Raw genomic sequence first — 22,756 nt, forward strand, 5'->3', positions numbered from 1 at the left:
TGTCTCCCCTGCTCCGCTGGGCGCGGCGACTCTTACTGGTCTGGCAGAATGCTTCCCGTGTCCCCATCGAAGATCAGGACCCCGGATTCAGGCATGCGGATACCCACGGGCGCACCCAGCGGCGCGGCATAGCCCGGCGCGACCTTGGCACGCAACAAGGCGCCCGCCAGGCTTGCGGTCACCAGCGTGTACTTGCCGAAAGGCTCCACGGCATAGATCTCGCCAGGCAACACGTCGGCCTCGGCCGAGGCCGGCGCGCACAATTGCGTATGCATGGGCGGAAAACCAAGGACGTAGCGCTCGCCGGGAAGGGCCGCCAGCCGCGCGCGCAACGCCGGGCTCGCGCGCACGGCATCGCCCGCGTGGCGGATCTCCCGGCTGCCATCGGAAGACGTCAAGGTGATGTCCAGCAGGTTCATCGCCGGATCGCCGACCAGCCTTGCCACGCTGGTGTCGGCGGGACGCAGGTAGATGTCTCGCGGCGTGCCGATCTGGCGCACGCGCCCCCCGACCAGCATGACCACCCGGTCGGCCACCGCCATCGCTTCCACCGCATCCGGCGTGAACCACAGCGTGCCCTGCGCCAGGGCGCCCTGGCGGGCACGGATATCGCCACGCAGGGTGTGACGCAGCTTCGCGTCCAGGTGGCCGATGGGCTCGTCCAGGATGAACAGGTCCGGCGTCTGCACAAGCGTCCGGCACAAGGCCACCCGCTGCTTCTGTCCCCCGGACAGCTCCGCGGGGCGGCGCCCTGCAAGGTGCGACATCTGGGTCAGGGCCAGCACGTTCTCGACGCGCTCGGCAATGGAGGCGGGATCGATGCGGCCGGCATGCATGGGCGAACGCAGGGGCGACGCGATGTTGTCGAACACGTTCAGGGTGGGATACAGCGCGAAGGACTCGAACATGTGCGCCACGGCGCGCTGCTGGGGCGGCAGACCCTGGATGGCCCGGCTGCCCAGGCGGATCTCCCCCCTGTCGGCGGACTCCAGCCCGCTCAGCAGGCGACCCAGCGTCGACTTGCCCGCGCCGGAAGGCCCGGAAACCGCGACGATCTCGCCGGGCGCGACCGTCAGGGCCAGGCCGTCCAGCGCCTGCGTGGCGCCGAAGCGCTTGGACAGGCCATCCACCGCCAGGGTCATGGGCACCGGTTCCGAGGTACGCATCAGGCGGTCTCCGCAAGCACGTTGGCGCTGGTCTGCGCGTTGAAGAAGTGCAGATGTGCCGGGTCCAGGCGCAGCCAGAGCTGTTCACCGGGCATCAGATCCGTGGGCCCGGGCACTTCGGCGACCACCTTGCCCAAGGGCGTATCGGCGACAAGGACATCCCGGTCGCCGCAAGGCTCGCGGCGTGCCAGCCGCGCGCCCAGCACCGGCGCCTCGCCGCCCTGTTGCCCCAGGGAAACATGTTCGGGCCGCACGCCCACCACGATGGGCGGGCCCTCCAGATAGGCGGCCAGGGCCGCCCGCAACGAGGCCGGCACGGGCAGCCGCAGACGGCCGTGGAACACCACGAAGAGATCGTCCTGCTCGCGCAGCACCCGCGCGCTCAGCACGTTCATGGGAGGCTCGCCGATGAAGCCCGCGACGAACAGGTTCGCGGGTTCGTCATAGACCTTGGCGGGCGTATCCACCTGCTGCAGCACGCCCTTGTCCATCACCGCGATCCGGTCGGCCATGGAGATGGCTTCGTTCTGGTCGTGCGTGACCAGCACCGACGTCAGGCGGGAGGTTGTCTGCAGGCGCTTGATCTCGGTACGCAACTGCACCTTCTGGTCGGCATCCAGGTGGCTCAATGGCTCGTCGAACATGACCAGCGACGGCTCTCGCACCAGCGCCCGGCCGATCGACACACGCTGCTGCGCACCGCCCGACAGCTTGCGCACCGAGGCGTCCCGCAAGCCGTGCAGGTCCAGCAGGTCCAGCACGCGGTCCACCTGCGCCGACACCTCGCTGCGCAGCATGGAACGGATGCGCAAGGGAAAGGCGATGTTCTCGTAGACGCTCAGGTGCGGATAGAGCGCATAGTCCTCGAACACCATCGCGACATTGCGCTCCGCCGTGTCACGGCGCGACACGTCGATGCCTTCGAAATAGATGGCGCCACGGCTGACGGGCTCGATGCCCGCGATCATCTTGAGCGTGGACGACTTGCCGCAGCCGGAGGGTCCCAGCAGGGCCAGCATTTCTCCGCGCGGACACAACAGGTTCAAGTCCGGGATGGCGTCGGTGACCCCATCGTAGGACTTGCCAACGCCCTCCAGCCTGACCTCTACCATGCCCGTTCCTCCTGGGTTGTCCCGACCGGAGCCGCCGCGCCAGCGCGCAGCAGGTCGGCCGCGCGCTCGCCGATCATGACGCAGGGCGCCATGGTGTTGCCGGTCGTGATCGACGGCATCACCGAGCCGTCGGCGATGCGCAAGCCCTGCACGCCATGGACTCGCAACGCGCCGTCCACCACGGACATCTCGTCACGTCCCATCCTGGCCGTGCAGGTCTGGTGAAAATAGGTGCCCGCGGCATTGCGCAGGAACTGTTCCAGCGCCGCGCCCTTGAGCGGACCCGGCATCAGCTCGCGGCCCGCGAATTCGCGCAAGGCCTGGGAATTGCCGATGTCGCGGCACAGTTCGACCGCGTGCAGCAGCGCACGGACGTCGCGGTCGTCCGACAGGAAGTTCGCGTGGATCGCCAGCGGCGCATCGGGCGCGCTGCCGGTCAAGGACACATGCCCGCGGCTGTGCGGACGCACCAGCCCCGGCGCCAGGGTCCAGGCGCGCGCGGGATCGTCGGGCAGCGCATACTGTCCGCGCGTCACTTCGCTGCCGAAGGCGCACTCTTCCAGCACGGGCTGCAGGTCGGGCGTCTCCAGCCCGCTGTCGCTGCGGCAGAAGAAGGTGAACTCCGCCGAGTTGTTGCGCGGCGGTTCGGGCCGCCGGTATTCCCAGACACACCCGGCCACCAGGATATGGTCCTGGAAATTCTGCCCCACGCCGGGCAGCGCGATACGCTGCGCGATACCGTGGCGCGCCAGCTCGGCCTGCGGACCGATGCCGGACAGCATCAGGATGCGCGGGGTGTTCAGCGCGCCCGCGCTCAACACGACCTCGCTGCTGGCGGCAACCGTCAAGCGTTTGCCCGCCACGCTGAACACGACACCGGTTGCACGGGTCCCTGCGAAGGTCAACCGGTGCACCAGCGCATCGGTGACCACGTCCAGGTTGGCGCGCGCCAGGGCGGGCCGCAGATAGGCGCTGGCGGACGACACACGCACCGCGCCGGGCATGACCGCCACGTTCGGAATGCCGCAGGCGCCGCTGCCCTCCATGGCTTCGGCATTCAGGTCATCGACCGCCGGCACGCCGGCCACTGACGCTGTCGCCGCCTTCAACGCGACCGCCAGCGGCACGGGATCCTCGGGCAAACCGACATGCACGGGCCCGCCGGTGCCGCGCAGGCGCGGATGGGCGGGCCCCGTCCAATGCTCGATGCGCCGGTACAAGGCCACCACGGCGTCGTAGGACCAGCCGGCGTCGCCAGTCTGCTCGGCCCAGCTGTCGAAATCGTTCTTGTGCCCGCGCGCCCAGATGAGGCCATTGATGCTGGAGCCGCCGCCCAGCACGCGCCCCATCGGCAGCGGCGGCTGGCGGCCGTTCAGCGCGGAGGACGGCTGGGCGCGGAATTGCCAGTCGCGCTCGCTGCCGATATTGCGCATCCAGACACGCGCGTCGCGGACCTCGGCGACCTGTTCGTGGCCGCCGGCCTCCAGCAGCAGCACCCGCAACGCCGGATCCTCGGACAGCCTCGCGGCCACGACGCAGCCGGCGGTGCCGGCGCCGCAGACGATGTAGTCATAGGACGCCGCGACGGCATCGGCCGAGATGATCATGCACGCCCCTTCCCGGCCTGCGCCAGCGCCTGGGCGGCCTGCGCGAACAACGCCGCATCCAGGGACACGATGCCCCGGCCAAGCAGGCCCGCGCGCCCATCGGCGGCCACCATCGCGATGGCGGCCAGGGGCGCCACCCCCGCCCGCGCGTCGGCCCCCAGGCGAAGGTCCAGGTCCGCGAAGGCGGGATGCCTGGTGCTTGAAAGCCGCGCCGGCCGCTCGCGCCAATCGCCGGGCAGAAAGGCCTGCAGCGCATCCCGCAGCTGCGGTGCGCACGACAGGGCCTGCGCGCCGAAACCCGCGGCATCGATGACGCCGCTATCGCCGACCATCGGGCCGGCCGGCGCCGTGACCGAGAGGTCCAGGCGCGGTCCGGCGGGCGGCGGCGCGGGCTGGGTGAACCATCGCGCCGGCTCACCGGCAAGGCGGATGCCCACCTCCCGGCCATTGCCCGCCATCGCCACGACGAGCGTACTGTCCGGATCCCGCCCCTGCGCGGCGGCGGTGTCGAGCATCAGGTGCGTGGCCGCCATCCACAGGGTCAGGAAGAACAGCGGCGTGCCGCCCAGCATGGCCAGGATGTCCACGTCGCCCTGCTGCTCGCCCAGCCCCGGCCCCAGGCGTGCCAGCAGGGCCTGTTGCGCGGCGCTGGTGCTGGCATGCAGGTCGTCACCGCCCTGGATGCCAGCATGCGCCAACGCCAGCAGCCCCACGGGCTGCCGCGATACCAGCGCATGCAGGCGCGGCGCCAGCACCGTGTCGCGCCAGCGCAGGCGCGCCAGGATGGCTGGGTCCCGCGAGCCGAAGCGGATCTGCGGCCCCGCCCCGCTGCCCAGCAGGGACCACGCCACGCCGTTGCCATCCGCATCGGCCACCTCCACCAGCGCCGTGCCCGGTCCGGCCACGGCGGCCAGCGGCAACACCGTGCCGTGCTGCTGCGCGGGCACCAGGCGAACACGACCTGTCGTGATCAGGGACTCGGCCTCTTCCTCGCTGCTGGCCCACCCCTCGTGCAGGCAGGCCAGGACAGCGGACGACAGCACGGGCGCCGCGGGCCTCGCGGGATCCTCATAGGGCGGCCCGGCATGCAACAGCACACCTTCCGGCAGGCCCAGCGCTTCCCGCGCGGTGCGCACCGCACGCCACACGGGACGCACCGCGCACAGCCGGGCCAGCGCCCCGGCATTGCCCGGCAGGCGGGACTCGGCTTCGGGTGGCAGGGTCCGCATGCTCAGATCCCCATATAGGCTTGCCGCACGCGCGGGTCGGCCGACAGCACTTCCGTCTCGCCGGCGATGCCCACGCGGCCGGTTTCGATGACGTAGGCGTGGCGCGCCAGCTCGAAGGCCGTGACCACGTCCTGCTCGACCAGCAGGATGGTCAGGCCCGTGCGGTTGATCTCGCGCAGCGCGTCGCCCAGCTTCTCGACGGCGCGCGGCGCCAGGCCCAGCGACAGCTCGTCCACCATCAGCAGCTGCGGCCGCGACATGATGCCGCGGCCGATGGCGCACATCTGCTGCTCGCCGCCCGACAGCGTGGTGGCATCCTGCTGCTGGCGCTCCTTCAGGATCGGGAACATCGCGTACACCGCTTCCAGGTCGCGCTCGATGTCGGCGCGCGCGTCGCGCCGCAGATAGGCCCCCACCAGCAGGTTGTCCCGGATCGACATGCCGCGGAACAGGCGCCGCCCTTCCGGCACGTGCGCCAGGCCCGCGCCCAGCATGGCATCGGGCGCGCTGTGCGTCATGTCCTTGCCGCAGAAGGTGATGCGGCCTGCCTTGGCAGCGACCATGCCCGAGATGGTGCGCAGCAGTGTCGACTTCCCCGCGCCGTTGGAACCGACGATGCAGGTGATCTCGCCCGCGGGCACTTCCAGGTCCACGCCCCACAGCACCTGGACGTCGCCATAGCCCGACTGCAGGCCCTCGATCTTCAATATCGGCGTGTTAGCCATGCGTGCCTCCATTGGCCGACGCTTGCGCCTGCTGGCGCGCCGCGAACTTGCTGCCCAGGTAGGCTTCCACCACCCGCGGGTCCGAAATCACGGCCTGCGGTTCGCCTTCGCTGATGAGTTCGCCGTGATGCAGCACCAGCACCCGCTGGCTCAGCGACAGCACGACCTTCATCAGGTGCTCGATCAGCAGGATGGTGATGCCGCGCGCGGCAATGGCGCGCATGAGCGCCAGCGCCTTCTCGATCTCGGAGGTGTTCAGGCCCGCATTCACCTCGTCCAGCAGCAGCACGCGCGGATTCATGGCCAGGCTCTTGGCCAGCTCCAGGCGCTTGCGCGACGGCAGCGTCAGCGACGACGCCGGACGATGCGCCTGCTCGCCCAGGCCCACGAATTCCAGGTGCGCCATGGCCTCGCGTTCGGCCTGGGCGCGGCTGGCCGCGCCCGCGGCAAAGAGCGAGCCGGCGGTGACGTTCTCCAGCACGGTCATGTGCGGGAACGGCTGCACGATCTGGAACGTGCGCGCCAGGCCGCTGCGCGCGGCTTCGAAGGGCCGCTGGCGCGTGACGTCGCGGCCGCGGAACACCACGCTGCCTTCGCTGGCGGTCAGCACGCCGGTGATGAGATTCACCAGCGTGGTCTTGCCCGCGCCGTTGGGGCCGATGAGCCCGACGATCTCGCCTTCGCGCAACGTGAACGACACGTTCTTCGTCGCCTGCAGGCCGCCGAAACGCTTGGACAGGTTCTTCACTTCAAGCAGCGTCGTCATGCCCGCACCGCCTTGCTGGAAGCCTCGGCCGCGGGCTTGCGCGCGCGTCCGAGCACACGCCGGTAGTCGATCTTCAGCAGACCGCCCGGAAGGAAGAAGATGAGCAGCACGATGATGACGCCCAGGATGGCCTGGTGGTAATCCAGGAAGCGTGCCCAGATGGTTTCCTCCATCAGCACGAACGCCGCGGAGCCCACGATCGGCCCATAGACCGTGCCGACGCCGCCCAGCATGGTCATGACCGGCACCTTCAGCGTCAGCAGGATGCCGAAGGCGTCGGTGGGCGCGATGTACGACACCCACGAGGCATAGATGGCGCCTACCGTGCCGCAATAGATCGCCGACAAGGTATAGGCAGCGGTCTTGTAGCGGTTCACGGCAATGCCCACCATGTCGGCCGCGTCCTCGTTCTGGCTGATGCAGCGCAGGCCGAAGCCCAGCCGCGAACGGTCCACCAGCAGGGTCGTCACCCAGGCGCACAGCATCACCGCCAGCATCGCGTACAGGAACACGCGCGCGGCGAAATCGGGGCCGCCCGGCATGATCGCGATGTTCAGGCCATCGCCGCCGCCCGTGACATCCGACCACAGCGAGGTCACCAGCCGCAGCACCTCGACCATGGAGATCGAGCCGATGGCGAAATAGTGCCCCTTCATGCGCAGGATGGCGGCGCCGGCCAGCGCCGCGAACGCGCTGACGAACAGCGTGGCGCCCACCCAGGCCAGCACCATCGGCACGCCCGCGTTCTGCAGCAGGCCGCCGGCATAGCTGCCCAGGCCGACGAAGGCAGCGGTGGAGAACGAGGGATAGCCCGCGTAGCCGCCGATGAAGTTCCACGACATGGCCAGCGCCGCGTACATGCAGACGAAGGTGGCCAGCCGCACCATGTAGTTGTCGACCAGGAAGGGCGAAGCCGCAAGCAGCAGCACCCACGCGATGAAAAGACCGTGCGCCACGCGCTTGCCGCGTGCGCCGGTCGTTGCTTGCAGGGCGTTCATTCGTACCCCTTCTTGCCGATGAGTCCGGTGGGCCGGGTGATCAGCAGCACCAGCATGATGAGAAAACCGAACAGCACCGCGTACTGCGCGCCCAGGAAATTGCCGACCACGCTTTCGACGAGCCCCAGCGCCAGGCCGCCGACCAGCGCGCCGGGCACCGTGCCCAGGCCGCCGATCACGCAGATGACGAAGGCCTTGCCCAGCAGCAGGCCCGTGATGTTGGTGGTGATGGGAAACACCACCGACATCAGCGCGCCGCAGGCGCCGGCCATCAGCGCCGCCAGGCCGAAGGTGATGGCATAGACATGCCCTACCCGGATGCCCATCAGGGATGCCGCGTCGCGGTCCATGCGCACGGCCACGATGGCGCGGCCGATGCGGGAACTGCGCATCACGTAATACAGCAGCCCCGTCAGCGCCAGCGCCAGGCCCATTGCCAGCAGGCGGTCAACCGGCAGGATCACGCCCGCCAGGTCGATGCGCCCCAGGTCCAGCGACACACGCCGCGGCGTGGCCTCGAAGCCCAGGTTCATGAAGTTGTAGAGGATCATGTCCAGGCCGAAGGTCAGCGTCAGCGTGGTCAGCACCGGCCGCGTGATCACGCGGTTGATGGCGAAGTACTGCAGCAGGTAGCCGACCAGGAAGAGCAGCGCGCAGACCGCGGGCAGCGTGATGAACGGGTTGATCTGGAAGTGGAACCATGCAAAGAACGTGAGGTAGCCGCCCAGCACGATGAACGAGCCGTGCAGCATGTTGATCACGTTCAGCACGCCCCACACCAGCGAAAACCCGACGGCGATGCAGGCATACAGCGCACCCAGCATCAGGCCGTTGGCGATGATTTGAGCGAATAGGGTCATGTCGATTCAACAGTGAGGAACCCGGCCCTGTCAGGGCATGGGAATGGCGTCAGCCTGCTTGACCGCCTCGGGGAACAACACGACCACCTTGCTGTTCTGCACCTGGATGATGGGCAGGTCGCGGCCGGCGTTCATGCCGTTGGCGCCGAACTTGATCGGGCCGTAGAAGGTCTCGATGTCCAGCGTGGCCAGCGCGTCGCGCACCTTGGCCTTGTCGGTCGTGCCGGCCTTCTCGATGGCCTTCTGCAAGGCGATCAGCGCGGCAGCGGCCGACGCGTGCACGTAGTCGGGGTCGTGCTTCTGGCGCGAGACGAACTCGTCATAGAACGCCTTGGTCGAGCCGAACACGTCGTCCGCCGTGTACTCGGTGGAGTGGTGCCACCAGGTCGTGCTGCTCACGCCGTCGGCCAGCTTGCCCAGGCCGTCGATGAACTCCTGGTAGGCCGGGCCGGTGACCATCGTGACGACAGGCGCGGTCACGCCCAGGTCGGCCATCTGCTTGCGCGCCAGGATCAGGTCCTTGGTATAGCCGGTGATGTAGATCCACTGTGCGCCCGAGGCCTTGATCTTCGACAGCGAGGCCGAATGATCCAGCGCGCCCACCGGATAGAACTCGTTGTGCACGATCGTCAGGCCGGCCTTCTCGGCCGAGTCGCGCATGGCGGTGGCCATGGAGCGCGGGAAGACATCTTCGCGGCCCAGGATCGCGATCTTCTTCACATCGGGCATCTGTGCGCCGAAGGTCTTGATCATGGCGTCGACCAGGCCGCCGTTGGGCGCGAGCGTGCCGAAGAGGAATTTGTAGCCCTGGTTGAAGACCGACTCGGACGAGGCCACCGAGGCCATCACCGGCACGCCGTAGCGCTCCGCCACGCCCGCCACGACCTTGGTGTGGCCCGAGCCGAAAGGCGCCGTCATGAAGTCCACGCGGTCCTGGGTGATGAGGCGCTCCGCCATCTGCTGCGCGCGCTTTTCGTCCGACTGGTAGTCATAGCTCACCAGTTCCACCTTCACCTTCTTGTCACCCACCTGGATACCGCCCGCGTCGTTCACGCGCTTGGCCCACATGTCGTAGGCGACCTGCTGCTTCTTGCCCTCGTCGGCCAGGCCGCCGGTCAGCGCCAGCGGTGCGCCGATCTTGATGACGGACTGAGCCTGGGCCCCTGCTGCCAGGGCCAGCGCGAGCAGCGCCGGGACAAACGTCTTGAGCTTCATGAACTTCCCCTTGTTATGTCGACTGGTTGCGGTGCTTCGCCGCATTGGTACGTCTTGCTGCTTGGAAAAATCAGGTGCGCGAGGACTTGCCGCCCAGGCCGAAAAGCTTGCGTACGCGGGCCCACAACGACGACCAGAACAGGTTGCCGAGGTCCAGCGGCGCGGCGGGCTTGACCGGGGGTGCGCTGGCAGAGACTGGCGCAGGGGCGACCGTGGCGGCAGGCTCGGACGCCACCATCCCCGGTAGCTCGGGCTGCCGGCCTGCCGGTGCCGCGTCGGGCTGAAGTACGGATCCGGGCGCGGCAGCTGCGTCCTGGGGCGCCACGGGCGTCCCGGCCTGGGCCGCCAGGCGCTGCTTCAGGTTTTCGGCGAAGGCCTGCGTGAGCCGTTGCGCCACCTCGCGCATGATCCCGCCACGCGAGAACTGCGCCAGCGAGCCCGTGATGGCGTAATCCACCCGCACATCCACGCGGGTGCCCGCCACGCCGTTTTCATCAACGGCCGGATTGAGCGCGAACGCGGCCTCGCCCTTGACGCGCGAGCCGCTCTTGCGGTCAGACCCGCCCCCCGTGATGCGTCCGCTGCGCGAAGCATCGTCCAGCGTCATCTCGCCGTCACCCGCGAAGGCCGCCACGATGGGCCCCAGCTTCACGGTCATGCCCAGCTTGAGCTGTCCGCCTTCGGGCGGCGCGGCAAGCGACGCCCCCGGCAGGCAGGCGACGATGCCTTCGATATCCTGGAATGACGCCCACACCTGCTCGGGCGGATAGGGCACGGTGAATGACTGCTCGATGTCCATGTTCGGAGTTCCGGAGAAGAAGAGGGTTCGGTGAGCGTGCGGGACTCAGGCCGCTGCCTGGCTGGCCGTGGCCAGGCGCGCATCCAGCACGCGGCGGATGGCGCGCACGATGCCCACGTAGCCCGTGCAGCGGCAGAGGTTGCCGGACAGTTCCAGGCGCACGCGCGCGTCATCGGCACCGGGCAGGCGCGTGACGATGTCGCGCGCGGTCGCCAGCATGCCGGGCGTACAGAAACCGCACTGCAGGGCGTGCTCGGCGCGGAAGGCATCGCGCAGTTGCACCATCACGGCGTCGTCGTCATAGCCCTCGATGCTGCGCACGTCCGCCCCCTGGCACGACACCGCCCGCAACAGGCACGACCGCGTCGGGGCGCCATCCACGGTCAGCGTGCAGGCACCGCACACGCCTTGTTCGCAACCCAGGTTGGTGCCTGTCAGCCCTTGCTGGTCGCGCAGGAAATCCGCCAGCGAGGTGCGTGGTTCGACGCCGGCCTGCACGGCGCGGCCGTTGACGGTCAGGGTCAGGGGAATCATGAAGCGTCTCCGGAGCGGGCGCCGGGACCGGCGTCCAATGCCTGTGCGGCGCGCGACAGGGCAACGGCGTGCACGCGGTATTCATAGCTGCCCGCTTCCAGCCCTGCGGCCAGCAGCTCTGCGCGCCCCATGGGCCCCAGGCCGCTCGCGCGCAACTCATCCAGCAGCAGGCGCGCCTGCGCGATGACGTGGGGCGGACCGTCCAGCGCGCCGATCACGCCGCGGCAGACACCGCGCTCGGGATCGTCGATGAAGGCCGCGATGGCCTCGGCGAATTCGCCGGGCTTGCGGTTGAACTTGTAATAGCTCCAGCGTGCCGACGCCGACAGGCGCGGTATGCGCACCGCGCGCAGGATCTCGTCCTCCGCCAGCACGGTGGTGAAGGTGCCTTGCATCCAGTCCACGCATGCCACCTCGCGGTCGCCTTGCGGACCCGCCACGCAGCAACAGGCATCGAGCAGCGGCATGACGTTGATCCAGTCGGCCGCGCCATCGGCATGCGCCAGGCTGCCGCCCAGCGTGCCGCGCGTGCGCACCGCGCGATAGGCGATGCCGCGCGCCACGTAAGGCATCAGGCCGCGCGTGGCATCGGGCGCGATGCCGTCCTCGATCTGCGCGTGCGTCACGCCCGCGCCCAGCTGCACGCTGTCGGCGTGCTCGACGCAATCCGCCTGCCCCGCCACCGCGCGCAGGTCCACCAGCAGCTCGGGCTGCGCCAGGCGCATGTTCATCATCGGTCCCAGCGATTGGCCGCCCGCCACGGGCTTGCCCATGCCTTCGCTACGCGCCAGCAGGGCGATCGCCTCCCCGGGCTCGCCGGGACGGGCATAGTCGAAGCGTGCTGCCTTCATGCTGCCTGCCTTTGGCCGGACTCGGCCTGGTCTGGAGATCGTTCTTCGGCGCGCGCCAGCGCGGCCAGCACCACGCGCGGGCTGACGGGCAATTCGTCCACGCGCGCGCCCAGGGGGCGCAGCGCGTCGTTCACGGCATTCGCGATGGCAGCGGGCGGCCCGATGGCGCCGCTTTCGCCGATGCCCTTCTGGCCGAACTCGGTATAGGGCGCGGGCGTTTCCATGTGATCGATGCGCACGTCGGGCACCTCGGTGGCGCCGGGCAGCATGTAGTCGGCCAGCGTGGAAGCCAGCGGCTGGCCTTCTTCGCTGTAGCGCATCTCTTCGTACAGCGCGGTGCCCACGCCCTGCGCCACGCCGCCGAACACCTGGCCATCCACCACCATCGGATTGATCAGCACGCCGCCGTCCTCGACCACCACGTAGTCCAGGATCTCGACCTGGCCCAGCATGACGTCCACGGCCAGCGCCACGGCATGGCAGGCATAGCTGAAGGTGCCGGTGTCGCGGCGCGCCTGGTAGGTGGTGTTCACTTCCAGGCCTTGCGGGTCCACGTCCGCCGGCAGCAACTGGGGCTTCAGGTACCAGGTGCGCGCCACCTCTTCCAGGCTCACGCTGCCGCCCTCGCCCACCACCGCGCCAGACTCCCAGCGCACTGCGTCGACGGAGGTCTTCAGCAGATGCGCGCCGATCTTCAGCACCCGCTCGCGCAGTTGCTTGCAGGCCTGCCCCACCGCGCCCCCGGCCATGACCGCGGCGCGCGAGCCCCAGGTGCCGGTGGAATACGGCGTGGTGCCCGTGTCGCCCAGCACCAGGCGCACGCGGGACAGGTCCGTGCCCAACACGTCACAGGCGATCTGCGCCAGCGTGGTCTCCATGCTCTGGCCGTGCGAATGCACGCCGGCGCGGATCTCCACCACGCCATCCGGCGTCAGGCGCACGCCCGCCGGCTCGCGGCCCGGCACCATGGGAATGCCCCAGCCGTGGTACACGGACGTGCCGTGCGCGCCCTGCTCGCAGAAGATCGAGACGCCCAGGCCGATGCGCCGTCCGTCGGCCTCGCCCGCACGCTGGCGCGCGCGCCAGGCGGGCAGGTCCAGGGCTGCCACCGCGCGCCTGACGGCCTCGGGATAGTCGCCGCTGTCGAAATGCTTGTTGGTGACGTTGTCGTAGGGCATTTCCTGCGGCAGCACGAGATTGCGCAGGCGCGCCTCGAAGGGCTCGATGCCTGCCTGCACGGCGATGTCGTCCATGACGCTTTCCATCGCATAGCAGACACCCGTGCGCGCCACGCCGCGATACGGCAGGATGGGCGGCTTGTTGGTCGCCACCGACCAGGTGTGGCAGCGGTAGTGCGGCATCTTGTAGGGACCGGGCAGGATGCTGCCGACCTGCGCGGCCTCCAGGCAGGCCGAGAAGGGATAGGACGAATACGCGCCCGAATCCACGTGCGCCTCGCACTCCAGGCCCAGCAGCTTGCCGTGCTCATCGGCGTAGGCCGTGATGTCGTAGTCGTGTTCACGGCAGTTGGCGTTGGCGGTCAACTGCTCTCGGCGGTCCTCGATCCAGCGCACCGGATGTCCCAGCCGCAAGGCCAGCCAGGCCACGCAGACCTCCTCGGGCAGCAGGATGCCCTTGTAGCCAAAGCCGCCGCCCACGTCCGGCGAGATGACGCGCACGCGCCCCTCGTCCAGGCCCAGGCAGCCCGCCAGACCCGTGCGGTTGATATGCGGCATCTGGGCGGAGGTCACCAGCACCAGCTGGTCGGCGCGGCGGTCCCAATAGGCCACGCAGCCCCGCCCTTCCATGGGCGCCATGCTCTGGCGCGCGGTGCGCAGCTTGCGATGCACCCTGATGGGCGCGTTGCGGCGCAGCGCCTCGAACACGGGCACCTGGTCGGCACCCACATGCGTTTCCAGGAACACGTTGTCGCCCCAGTGTTCATGCACCTGCGCCGAGCCCGGCTCGCGCGCGGCCAGCATGTCCACCACCGCGGGCAGTTCGTCGAAATCCACGTAGACCTGCGCCGCGATGTCTTCCGCCTCGGCGCGCGTGGGTGCCAGGCACATGGCGATCATCTCGCCCACCTGCCGCACCTTGTCATGGGCCAGGACGGGCTGCTCGGACGACTTGAAACCCGGCAGGCCCGAGTTGGCGACGATGGGCCGCACGCCGTCCAGGTCCGCGGCAACGAACACACAGGCCTCGCGCCCCGCCGGTTTCTCGATGCCGGTGATGCGGCCATGCGCCACGGGGCTGCGCACGAAGGCGACGTCCTGCATGCCAGGCAGGCGCAGGTTGGGCACGTAGTCGCCGCGGCCGCGCATGAAGCGGTCGTCTTCCTTGCGCGGCACGCGCGCGCCGATGCCTTGCGGATGCGCGGGCTGACGGGTCTGGGCCATGATGCGTATCGCCGGCAACTATGCGGCCTGGGCCACGGGAAGAATGGCCGCGCGCGCGTCGAAGCGCTTGCCAGCGCGCAGGCAGAAAGCCGGGCTGAGCATGCGGTCGGTCACGACCTGCGTGCCCTCGTTGTCACGCATGACGAAGCGCCCCCGCACGTCATCCAGCACGCTGACGTCCGCCACGGCGCCCGCACGCAGCGTGCCCAGTTCGTTCTCCATGCGCAGCAAGGCTGCCGCGTTCACCGTCACCATGCGCACCACGTGGTCCAGCGGCAGGCCCAGCGCCATCATCGCGCTCATGGCGGACACCAGCGAGAAGCGCGTCTTGCCACGGAAGAGATGTTCCTCTTCATCCGGATGCGAGTCGGGCGTGCCTGCCGGCGCGGGCACGGTCGTGTTGTAGCCGTGCATGTCCGCACCCAGCGTGTCGGGGATGAAACCTGCCTCGATCACTTTCCGGGCCGACTCGAAGCTGAAGTGGGAACCGTGGCCCACGTCCATCTTCAACCCGCGCGCCATCGCTTCGCGCACGATGGGATGGACCTGGCCATTGACCTCGACGAAGCCGCCGGGATGACGGCTGAACGGATGGGCCAGTACGTCGCCCGGCCGCAGCAGGTCCATGACCTGCGGCAGGATGGTGTCGGGATCGACGTCCAGGCCGCCCCCATCCGGCGTGGGCCAGAGCTGGCCGAAATGCACGTAGACGGGCAGGTCCGCCTCACGGCCGATCTGTGCGGCCAGCTTCATCACGTCCAGGCCCCAACGGGCGAATCCGCCCAGTTCGGCATGGGCCTTGATGCCCTTGACCAGGTCGAGGTTGGCACGCGCGGACTTCACCGTGGCGGCCACGTCCAGACAGCTCGGCCGGTAGAGCTCGGGGTAGTAGTGCCCCTCCAGGCCCCCCACCAGGTACGCCGACAGGAAAGCCAGCAGGCGCGTCTCGCTTTTCTCCGCGACGTAATGGCGGAACGCCGGCAGCGTGATACAGCTCGGGCCACCCTGATCCACCAGCGTGGTCACGCCCGAGTACACCCCGCACATGTCCGGATCCAGCCCGAAGCGGCCCGTGACGTAGCGGAAGACGTGCGCGTGCGTGTCGATGAGACCGGGCAGCACCAGCTTGCCGCGGCAATCGATCGTCTCGGCCAGGCCGCCCGGCTCGACGTCGATGCCCAGGATCGCGCCGTCGCGCACGAGCAGGTCACCCACCTTGTCGGTGCCGCTGGCCGGGTCGATGATCCGGCCGCCCTTCAACACTATCGTCGCCATCGTTGTCCTCGTACGGCAAAGGTTGTTCTTGATGCTCATCAAGCAACAACCGTGCCAGGATCAACGCCCGCGCAATTTAAGTGGTATGCCTCTTAATTTTTAAGAATCCCTTGCCCTGCCACATGCTCCGCCTTGCGGCACGTGCACAAGAAAAGGGAAAGCCCGCACTTTTCCGGCGCATTTAGGAGGTATGCCACTTATTTCAGGGACGGAGTCTTCGCATGGAACGAGACGCCCCGCCCGGAAACGCCGGACGGGGCCTGGTCCTTCCCTGCCGGATGCGCCTACCAGGCGTAGTTGGCGGTCAGCATCGCCGTGCGCGGCTGGCCGTAGTAGCACGCGAAGGCATAGCAGGAACTCAGGTAGCGCTTGTCGAAGACGTTCATCAGGTTCAGCGTGAACTTCCAGTTTTGCACCTGGTATCCCAGCATCGCGTCGTACACCGTATAGCCATCGGTCTTGACCAGATTTGGGCCGTCGTGGGTGCCGGCCACATAGCGCACGCCACCGCCTGCAAGCAGTCCCGGTACCCAGGCGTCGGGCAGGCGGTAGTCCACCCACAGTGAAGCCATTCGCGCCGGCGTGTCGGGCTGGCGCCGCCCCACCTCGCCCGGCACGTTGCTCTCGGTGATCTCGCTGTGGTTGAACGTGAGCGCACCGCGCAGGCGCAGACTGCGCGTGAGGTGGGTGGCGGCCTCCAGTTCGACGCCCTTGGAGGTGACCTCGCCGGTCTGGACCCGGCCGTTGGGGAAGGCCACCTGGTCGGGGTGCAAGGTGGGCAGGTTCTGCTGGGTCAGGTGATAGGCGGCCAGCGTAACCAGCGTTTCACTGCCCGGGGGCTGCCACTTGATGCCAGCCTCGACCTGCTCGCCCTTGGTGGGCCTGAAGGGAGTTCCGTCATACGTCACGCCGCCCACGGGCTCGAACGAGGTGGCATAGCTGACGTAAGGCGCAATGCCGCGAGGGGCCAGATACGTCAGGCCCACGCGGCCCGTGAAGGCGTTGTCGCGCTGTTTCTGGCGCAGTCCACTCACGCGGCTCAGCGCACGGTTCTCCGCCCAGTCCTGCCTGCCGCTCAGCGTGACCACCCAACGGTCCAGGAACTTGCTTTGCTGCTGGGCATATACCCCCAACTGCTCGAAACGCACCTTGTCGCTGTTGCGCAAGGCCATGACGGACGGCACGCCAGGCACGCCGGATACCGGTGAGAAGAGGTCTGTCGCAGGCGCACTCCCACGATAGTTGAAGGTATCGGAGTGACTGCGGCCGTAATCGAAACCCAGCAAGGTCGTGTGCTCGCCGCCGAGGCCTTGCCAGCGGGTGCTGAGGTTCGTGTCCGCGCCCAACTGGCTCGTGTCGTCGAGCCGGCGCACGGACTGGCGCGCCACCACGCGGTTGCCCGGCAGGTCGCCGCCCCCGGCAGCGTGGAACAGATAGCCATAACGCAGCGCAGACTCGCCATAGCGGACGGATTGGCGCAGTTTCACCGACTCGTTGAAGGCATGATCCAGTACGTAGCCGATGCTCTTGCTGGTGGAGTTCCAGTAATCATGGCGCGGGTCACCCAGGTTCGTATCGCGGGACGGCTCGCCGAGCGGATTGGGCCGTACCGTGCCGCTGTAAGGCAGGCCCATGTAGTAGGTGCCCTTGCTCTTCTGGTAGCTCGCCAACACCGTCAGGCTGGTGGCGGCCGAGGGCTGCCAGGTCAGGGACGGCGCGAGGAAACTGCGGTCGTCGCGGCCGTTGTCCACGAAGGTGCCGCTTTCGCGCAACAGCCCCGTCAACCGATAGCTCAACGTGCCCGTGTCGTTCAGCGCGCCGGTGTGATCCGTGGCGACCTGGCGCCGGTCGTTCGTGCCGCCCGTGACTTCGATCTCGTGGCGGGCTTCAGTGCTCGGCCGTTTGGACACCAGGTTGACGACCCCGCTGGGGCCCGATTGGCCATAGAGCATGGACGCGGGCCCGCGCAGCACCTCCACCCGCTCCAGGCCATAGACCTCCACTGGCGCATCCAGCACGTTGTAGTGCAGCCGCATGCCGTCGAGCAGCAACCCGCCGTTGCTCACAACGAAGCCGCGCATGGTGAAGGTGTCATAGGCGTTACCGTCACCATTCGAATAGGCTGCAGCGCCCATGCCCGCGGTATAGCGCAGGCCATTGGCGACGTTCAGCGTGCCCTGGGTCTCCAGGGCGTCGCGCCCGACCACGGACACAGACTGGGGGGTCTCCAGAATAGGCGTATCGGTCTTGGTGCCGACGGCGCTGCGCGTGGCGACGAAACCTTGCACCGGCCCCGTCGCGCTTTCCTGGAAGGCCGTGCCGGTGACCGTGACCGGCGCCAGCTCGGACACCGCGCCGGCCTCCCGCAGGACGTAGCGGCCCGGCGAGCTGGATTCGGCCCGCAGGCCCGTGCCCGCCAGGATGGCCGACAGCCCGCCCGACACGCTATGACGGCCTCGAACGCCAGGGCTCTGCTTGCCGGCAGCCAGTTCGCTGGCACCCACCAGGAAGACCCCCGCCTCAGAGGCGTAACGGGTCAACACGGCGCTCAGCGGGCCGGCCGGAATGTCGTAGACGCGGGTATCCGCCAAGGCCTGCGGCATGGCGGAAGGCGCCGGATTCTGCGCGGCGGACGGGGCAGGCCCCCCGGCAAGCATGATACCCAGCACGACCGATGCCTGAAAAAAACGGGTACTGCCGGGATGCCGCGCGAGTGTGAGCACATACTTGGCTTTTTGCGAGGGACGTCGTGTCGCGGGCTGGCGAGGATAGGCACTGCGGGGCATGGCTGCGGCTTCCCTGGTTCTGGGTTGTATGGGGGAGCGCTTCCCGTCCGTGCGCGGGCCGAACCTGGCCGCGGCATGGGGTGAAGGCGCCTACCTCATGAACAGCCGAGCCCGGAAAAAGCGGAACCGCCGATCCCCTGCCCCGGTCAAGATCCGGCCGGCTCGATCGTCACCCACCACGGCAACGTGCGCTGGATCCGCAAGGGCAAGGCCTTGGCGAGCATATCCAGCACCTCGTCCGTGTCCTGCAGCGGGAAACTGCCGAACACGCGCAAGTCCGCCACCTCGGGCGCCACCCCAAGATGGCCGCGGCGGTATCGGCCCAGCTGCGCCACCACCTCTGCCAGCGAGATATCCTGCGCGATCAGCACCTGGCGTCGCCAGGCTTCGCGCGCCGCGTCCGCGGGCAGGGTCTCGCCCAGGCTGTGGGCGCCATAGCGCAGTTGCCGGCCCGCCTCGATCTGCACGCTGTCACCCGCCCGATTGCGCACGCGCACCGCGCCTTCGTACACGGCCAGCAGCGTTTCGTCCCCATCCAGCCAGACCGTGTAGCGCGTGCCCAATGCCTGCATGCTGCCGTGCGGCGTCTCGGCCACGAAGGGCCTGCGCGCCTCGGGCGCGGTCTCGATCAGCATTTCCCCCGCCACCAGCTGCAGCAGGCGCTGCCTTGCGTCATAGACCTGGTTGAACGCGCTGCCGGTATTCAGCCACACGCGCGTGCCATCGCTCAGCAGGATCTCGCGCGTTTCGCCGATGCCCGTGCGATGGTCGGCCCAGTTGGCCAGCAGCAGGCGGCGCGGCCGGCCGTCCTGCCAGGCCGTCCAGCCCAGCGCACAACTCGCCGCAACGGCCGCCAGGCCACCCAGCGCCCGGCGGCGTTGGCGTGTGCGCGCGTCCACTTCCCACAAGCCTTGCGCCGCGCCGCGCGGGTCCGGCGCGGCCTGCAGGCCATGGAACGCCTGGCTGATGTCCTCGACGTGCCGCCAGGCCTGCGCATGCTCGGCGGCCTCGTCCAGCCAGGCACGCCAGCGCAAGCGGTCGGCATCGGTGGCATCGCCAGACTGCAGCAAGGCATACCACTCCGCGGCCTGTGCCAGCACGCGATGGCTGGGCCCGGCGCCATCGGTTTGAGCGCGCACGGCGGACATCGTCATGCGCCTCAGTCCCGCCCGTCCATCAGGGCCTGGGCCGTCTGCCTGGCGCGCAAGGTCAGGCAGCCCAACATGGCCTGTGCAATGTATTTGCGCACCATCCGGGTGGATACGCCCAGTTCGGCCGCGATCTCCGCATGCGTCATCTGGCAGCCTTCCGCCAACAGGAAGGCCTGGGCGGCCCTGGAAGGGAGTTCGAGCAGCATGGCGCCGATTTCCTGCAGGGCTTCCAGCACCATGGCCTGCCGCTCGGCAGACGGCGCATATTCCTCGGGCCGCTCGGCAAGCGCCTGCAGCCACGCCCGCTCGATCTCACGGCGATGCCATTGGTTGATGCACAGGTGTTGCGCCACCACGCGCAGGTATGCGCGCGCCTCGCCCGGGCTGTGAAAGCCACGCGGCGCCGGCTTCACGATCAGGCGCAGGAACACGTCGTGCGCGATATCCGCGGCGTCGGCCGCATTGCCCAGGCGGCGCGACAGCCAGCCACGCAACCAGCCGTGGTGATCGGAATACAGGGTGTGGATGGGTGACGCGGGGCTGTTGGCGGCCGGCACGGCGCCTCTCCTTCTACGCGTTCTGGGACAGCTGCGACGCGGCCATATGAATGAAAACCGTTCTCATTGTATGGGGCTGGCCCGATGCAAGGCAACCGTTGCGTGCGCGGCCAGACGGGCTTTGTCCTGTCGTGCCGTAGCGGTATAAACAGCATGAGGAACCCCGCCCGGACCTGTCGGGTTCGCATCACGCGCCGCGCATGGGTCAGGAAGATGAAAGGGCATTCGTGTTCCGATTCCTGCCTGGGGCAGTGCGCACCCGCCTGGCCCCGTACGACGTAGATATCGGGAGTGCTTGCAATGATCGCGATCGTCACCGGCGGCCTGACCGCCCTGCTGGGCCTCGTCATCCTCCTGCTCGGCGTGAAGCTGGCCGGGCTGGGAGGCAGCAGTTTCTACATCCTCATGGGCCTGGGCCTGCTGGCTTCCGGCATCCTGCTGGCGCTGCGGCGCCGTCTCGGGGTGGCCATCTATGCGGGACTCCTCTGGGTCACCGTCGCGTGGTCACTCTACGAGGTGGGGCTGGACAAGTGGCAGCTCATTCCCCGCGGGGCGCTGCTTGCCGCCCTGGGCCTCTGGATTGCCCTGCCCTGGGTCAGCCGACACCTCGGCGCCGGCGCCCCCAATCCCGCCTGGCGCGGCAGCCGGGGCGCATTGTCGACGACGGTCGCGCTCCTGGCGCTCTCCACGGTCGCCCTCTCCTTCCACGACCCCTTCCCTTCCGCCGGCCAGTTGCCGGTGGCCGCCTCCGCGAGCCCGGCGCCTGCCGACGGCGGCCCGCCCGCCCCGGCGGATGACTGGGTGGCCTACGGCGGCAACAACCTGGGGCAACGCTATTCGGCGCTCAAGGATATCGATGCCGCCAATGTCGGCAAGCTGAAGCTGGCCTGGCAGTACCGTACGGGCGATTTGCGCGGGCCCGACGATGCCAAGGAATTCACGTTCGAAGCCACCCCGCTCAAGGTCAACGGCATGCTCTATCTGTGCACGCCGCACAATCGCATCGTGGCGCTGGACCCGGCCACCGGCAAGGAGCGCTGGCGGTTCGATCCGGTCGTGGCGCCCGACCTGCAGGTGCAACACCAGACCTGCCGCGGCGTCTCCTACCATGATGCGCAGGCCGGACAGCCCACGCCCGCGCAGGCGCCCGCGGGAGAATGCACACGCCGCATCCTGGCCACCACCACCGACGCGCGCCTCTTCGCGCTTGATGCGGACACCGGCAAGCCTTGCGCCGATTTCGGTGACAAGGGCTTCGTGGATCTGCGCACCGGCATGCCGAACCTGCACGCGCGGTCGGTCTACATGCAGACCTCGCCACCGACCGTCACGCGCGAGCTGGCCATCGTCGGCGGGTCGATCACGGACAACGGCTATGCGCAGAACCCCTCTGGCGTCATCCGAGCCTACGACGTGCGTTCAGGCAAGATCGTCTGGAAGTTCGACGCGGGCAAGCCCGATGACACGCAGCCGCTGGCCGACGGCCAGACCTACGAGGCGAACTCGCCGCTGAGCTGGACGATCTTCGCGGCCGATGAAGCCCGGGGCCTTGTCTACGTGCCGCTGGGGAACAAGTCGCCGGACCAGATCGGCGTCAACCGCAGCCCCGAGGATGATCGCTTTACCGATGCGCTCGTCGCCCTGGACCTGGGGACTGGCGCACTGCGCTGGTCCTTCCAGACGAGCTATCACGACCTCTGGGACCGCGACAATCCCTCGCAACCGTCTTTGCTCGACCTGGACGTCAAGGGCGAAAGCGTGCCCGCGCTGGTGTTGCCGACCAAGGGCGGCAACCTGTTCGTGCTGAACCGCGAGACGGGCAAGCCCATTGTCCCGGTGCATGAGGTGAAGGTGCGGACCGACACCACGACACCCAACGAGCGCGTCTCACCCGTGCAACCCGTGTCGGCATTGAATTTCACCCCGCCGCCGCTGCGCGAGCAGGATATGTGGGGCACGACGCCCATCGACCAGCTGCTGTGCCGCATCACCTACAAGCAGTACCGCTATGACGGCAACCCCTGGACGCCGCCCACCTCCGACGGTTCGCTGGTCTATCCCGGCAACATCGGCGTCTTCAACTGGGGCAGCGTGACGGTGGACCCCGTGAATCAGTTGCTCATCGCCATGCCTGTCCGCCTGGCCTACCTGTACCACCAGGTCGAGCGCCCGGACTACCAGCAGTCCCCCGATACCCGGATGATCAGCAAGGACGGCACGCCGATCTTCAACGAGAACTTCGGGGGCAAGTACGCGATCAGCATCCAGAACTTCCGTTCCGGCTTGGGCCTTCCCTGCCAGGCCCCGCCCTGGGGCACGCGTGTGGGCGTGGATCTGCGCACTGGCGAAACAGCGTGGGTCCAACGTAACGGGACGGTGCGCGACCAGGCCACGACCTTCCTGCCCTTCCGCTTTCCCATCCCCTTCCCGATGGGCATCATCAGCCACGGGGGATCGCTGGTGACGGCCGGCGGCGTGTATTTCGCCGGCGCGACGCTGGACAACTACCTGCGCGCCTACGATGTCCGGACGGGAGAGGAAATCTGGAAGACCCGCCTGCCAGCGGGTGGACAGGCCACCCCGATGACCTATCGCGGCGAGGACGGCAAGCAGTATGTCGTCATTGCCGCTGGCGGGCACGGCGCGATCGGCACCACGCCAGGCGATTACGTCATGGCCTACACGCTGGGAGACTGAGCAGGCCGCGCCGCGCTTGCCTGCGC

18 protein-coding genes are annotated in these 22,756 nt (G+C 68.6%); 1 reads left to right on the forward strand and 17 read right to left on the reverse strand.

Annotated features, from left to right (window positions below):
• Window positions 1-32 precede the first annotated feature (32 nt).
• From ODI_RS00560 to ODI_RS00640, 17 genes are all read right to left on the reverse strand, one after another.
• On the reverse strand, window positions 33-1,166 hold the full coding sequence (locus ODI_RS00560) for an ABC transporter ATP-binding protein (RefSeq protein ID WP_067758292.1): 1,134 nt from the start codon (window positions 1,164-1,166) through the stop codon (window positions 33-35).
• Window positions 1,166-2,278, reverse strand: coding sequence for an ABC transporter ATP-binding protein (locus ODI_RS00565; protein ID WP_067758295.1), 1,113 nt, complete (start codon window positions 2,276-2,278; stop codon window positions 1,166-1,168). Before ODI_RS00565 ends, ODI_RS00560 begins: the two co-directional genes overlap by 1 nt.
• Window positions 2,272-3,885: a GMC family oxidoreductase gene (locus ODI_RS00570; RefSeq protein ID WP_067758298.1), complete on the reverse strand. Its 1,614-nt coding sequence runs from the start codon at window positions 3,883-3,885 to the stop codon at window positions 2,272-2,274. Before ODI_RS00570 ends, ODI_RS00565 begins: the two co-directional genes overlap by 7 nt.
• The gene (locus ODI_RS00575; RefSeq protein ID WP_067758301.1) at window positions 3,882-5,114 is read right to left on the reverse strand and encodes a YlbE family protein; all 1,233 of its coding nucleotides are present in this window, start codon (window positions 5,112-5,114) and stop codon (window positions 3,882-3,884) included. Before ODI_RS00575 ends, ODI_RS00570 begins: the two co-directional genes overlap by 4 nt.
• Before the next feature lie 2 nt (window positions 5,115-5,116).
• Window positions 5,117-5,839, reverse strand: a complete 723-nt coding sequence (locus ODI_RS00580; RefSeq protein ID WP_067758304.1) for an ABC transporter ATP-binding protein — start codon at window positions 5,837-5,839, stop codon at window positions 5,117-5,119.
• On the reverse strand, window positions 5,832-6,605 hold the full coding sequence (locus ODI_RS00585; RefSeq protein ID WP_067758307.1) for an ABC transporter ATP-binding protein: 774 nt from the start codon (window positions 6,603-6,605) through the stop codon (window positions 5,832-5,834). Before ODI_RS00585 ends, ODI_RS00580 begins: the two co-directional genes overlap by 8 nt.
• The gene (locus tag ODI_RS00590) at window positions 6,602-7,603 is read right to left on the reverse strand and encodes a branched-chain amino acid ABC transporter permease (RefSeq protein ID WP_067758310.1); all 1,002 of its coding nucleotides are present in this window, start codon (window positions 7,601-7,603) and stop codon (window positions 6,602-6,604) included. The genes ODI_RS00585 and ODI_RS00590 overlap by 4 nt, the downstream gene beginning before the upstream one ends.
• On the reverse strand, window positions 7,600-8,463 hold the full coding sequence (locus ODI_RS00595; RefSeq protein WP_067758313.1) for a branched-chain amino acid ABC transporter permease: 864 nt from the start codon (window positions 8,461-8,463) through the stop codon (window positions 7,600-7,602). Before ODI_RS00595 ends, ODI_RS00590 begins: the two co-directional genes overlap by 4 nt.
• A 30-nt stretch (window positions 8,464-8,493) precedes the next feature.
• The gene (locus tag ODI_RS00600) at window positions 8,494-9,678 is read right to left on the reverse strand and encodes an amino acid ABC transporter substrate-binding protein (RefSeq protein ID WP_067758315.1); all 1,185 of its coding nucleotides are present in this window, start codon (window positions 9,676-9,678) and stop codon (window positions 8,494-8,496) included.
• 70 nt (window positions 9,679-9,748) lie between these two features.
• Entirely contained in the window at window positions 9,749-10,477 is a 729-nt protein-coding gene (locus tag ODI_RS00605; protein ID WP_067758318.1) for an SRPBCC family protein, read from the reverse strand.
• A gap of 45 nt (window positions 10,478-10,522) precedes the next feature.
• Complete coding sequence (locus ODI_RS00610) at window positions 10,523-11,011, reverse strand: (2Fe-2S)-binding protein (protein ID WP_067758321.1); 489 nt, start codon at window positions 11,009-11,011, stop codon at window positions 10,523-10,525.
• Window positions 11,008-11,862: an FAD binding domain-containing protein gene (locus ODI_RS00615; protein ID WP_067758322.1), complete on the reverse strand. Its 855-nt coding sequence runs from the start codon at window positions 11,860-11,862 to the stop codon at window positions 11,008-11,010. The genes ODI_RS00610 and ODI_RS00615 overlap by 4 nt, the downstream gene beginning before the upstream one ends.
• The gene (locus tag ODI_RS00620) at window positions 11,859-14,264 is read right to left on the reverse strand and encodes a xanthine dehydrogenase family protein molybdopterin-binding subunit (protein WP_067758324.1); all 2,406 of its coding nucleotides are present in this window, start codon (window positions 14,262-14,264) and stop codon (window positions 11,859-11,861) included. The genes ODI_RS00615 and ODI_RS00620 overlap by 4 nt, the downstream gene beginning before the upstream one ends.
• An 18-nt stretch (window positions 14,265-14,282) precedes the next feature.
• Window positions 14,283-15,539, reverse strand: coding sequence for an amidohydrolase/deacetylase family metallohydrolase (locus ODI_RS00625; protein WP_067758326.1), 1,257 nt, complete (start codon window positions 15,537-15,539; stop codon window positions 14,283-14,285).
• Between the two features lie 284 nt (window positions 15,540-15,823).
• Window positions 15,824-18,142, reverse strand: a complete 2,319-nt coding sequence (locus ODI_RS00630; RefSeq protein ID WP_157929692.1) for a TonB-dependent siderophore receptor — start codon at window positions 18,140-18,142, stop codon at window positions 15,824-15,826.
• 329 nt (window positions 18,143-18,471) lie between these two features.
• Entirely contained in the window at window positions 18,472-19,479 is a 1,008-nt protein-coding gene (locus tag ODI_RS00635; protein WP_231968163.1) for a FecR domain-containing protein, read from the reverse strand.
• 5 nt (window positions 19,480-19,484) lie between these two features.
• Window positions 19,485-20,033, reverse strand: coding sequence for a sigma-70 family RNA polymerase sigma factor (locus ODI_RS00640; RefSeq protein ID WP_067758331.1), 549 nt, complete (start codon window positions 20,031-20,033; stop codon window positions 19,485-19,487).
• 300 nt (window positions 20,034-20,333) lie between these two features.
• Between ODI_RS00640 and ODI_RS00645 the strand changes: the two genes are divergently transcribed.
• Entirely contained in the window at window positions 20,334-22,730 is a 2,397-nt protein-coding gene (locus ODI_RS00645; RefSeq protein ID WP_067758334.1) for a membrane-bound PQQ-dependent dehydrogenase, glucose/quinate/shikimate family, read from the forward strand.
• Window positions 22,731-22,756 lie beyond the last annotated feature (26 nt).

Source organism: Orrella dioscoreae, assembly GCF_900089455.2.
In the GTDB taxonomy this organism is placed as follows: domain Bacteria; phylum Pseudomonadota; class Gammaproteobacteria; order Burkholderiales; family Burkholderiaceae_B; genus Orrella; species Orrella dioscoreae.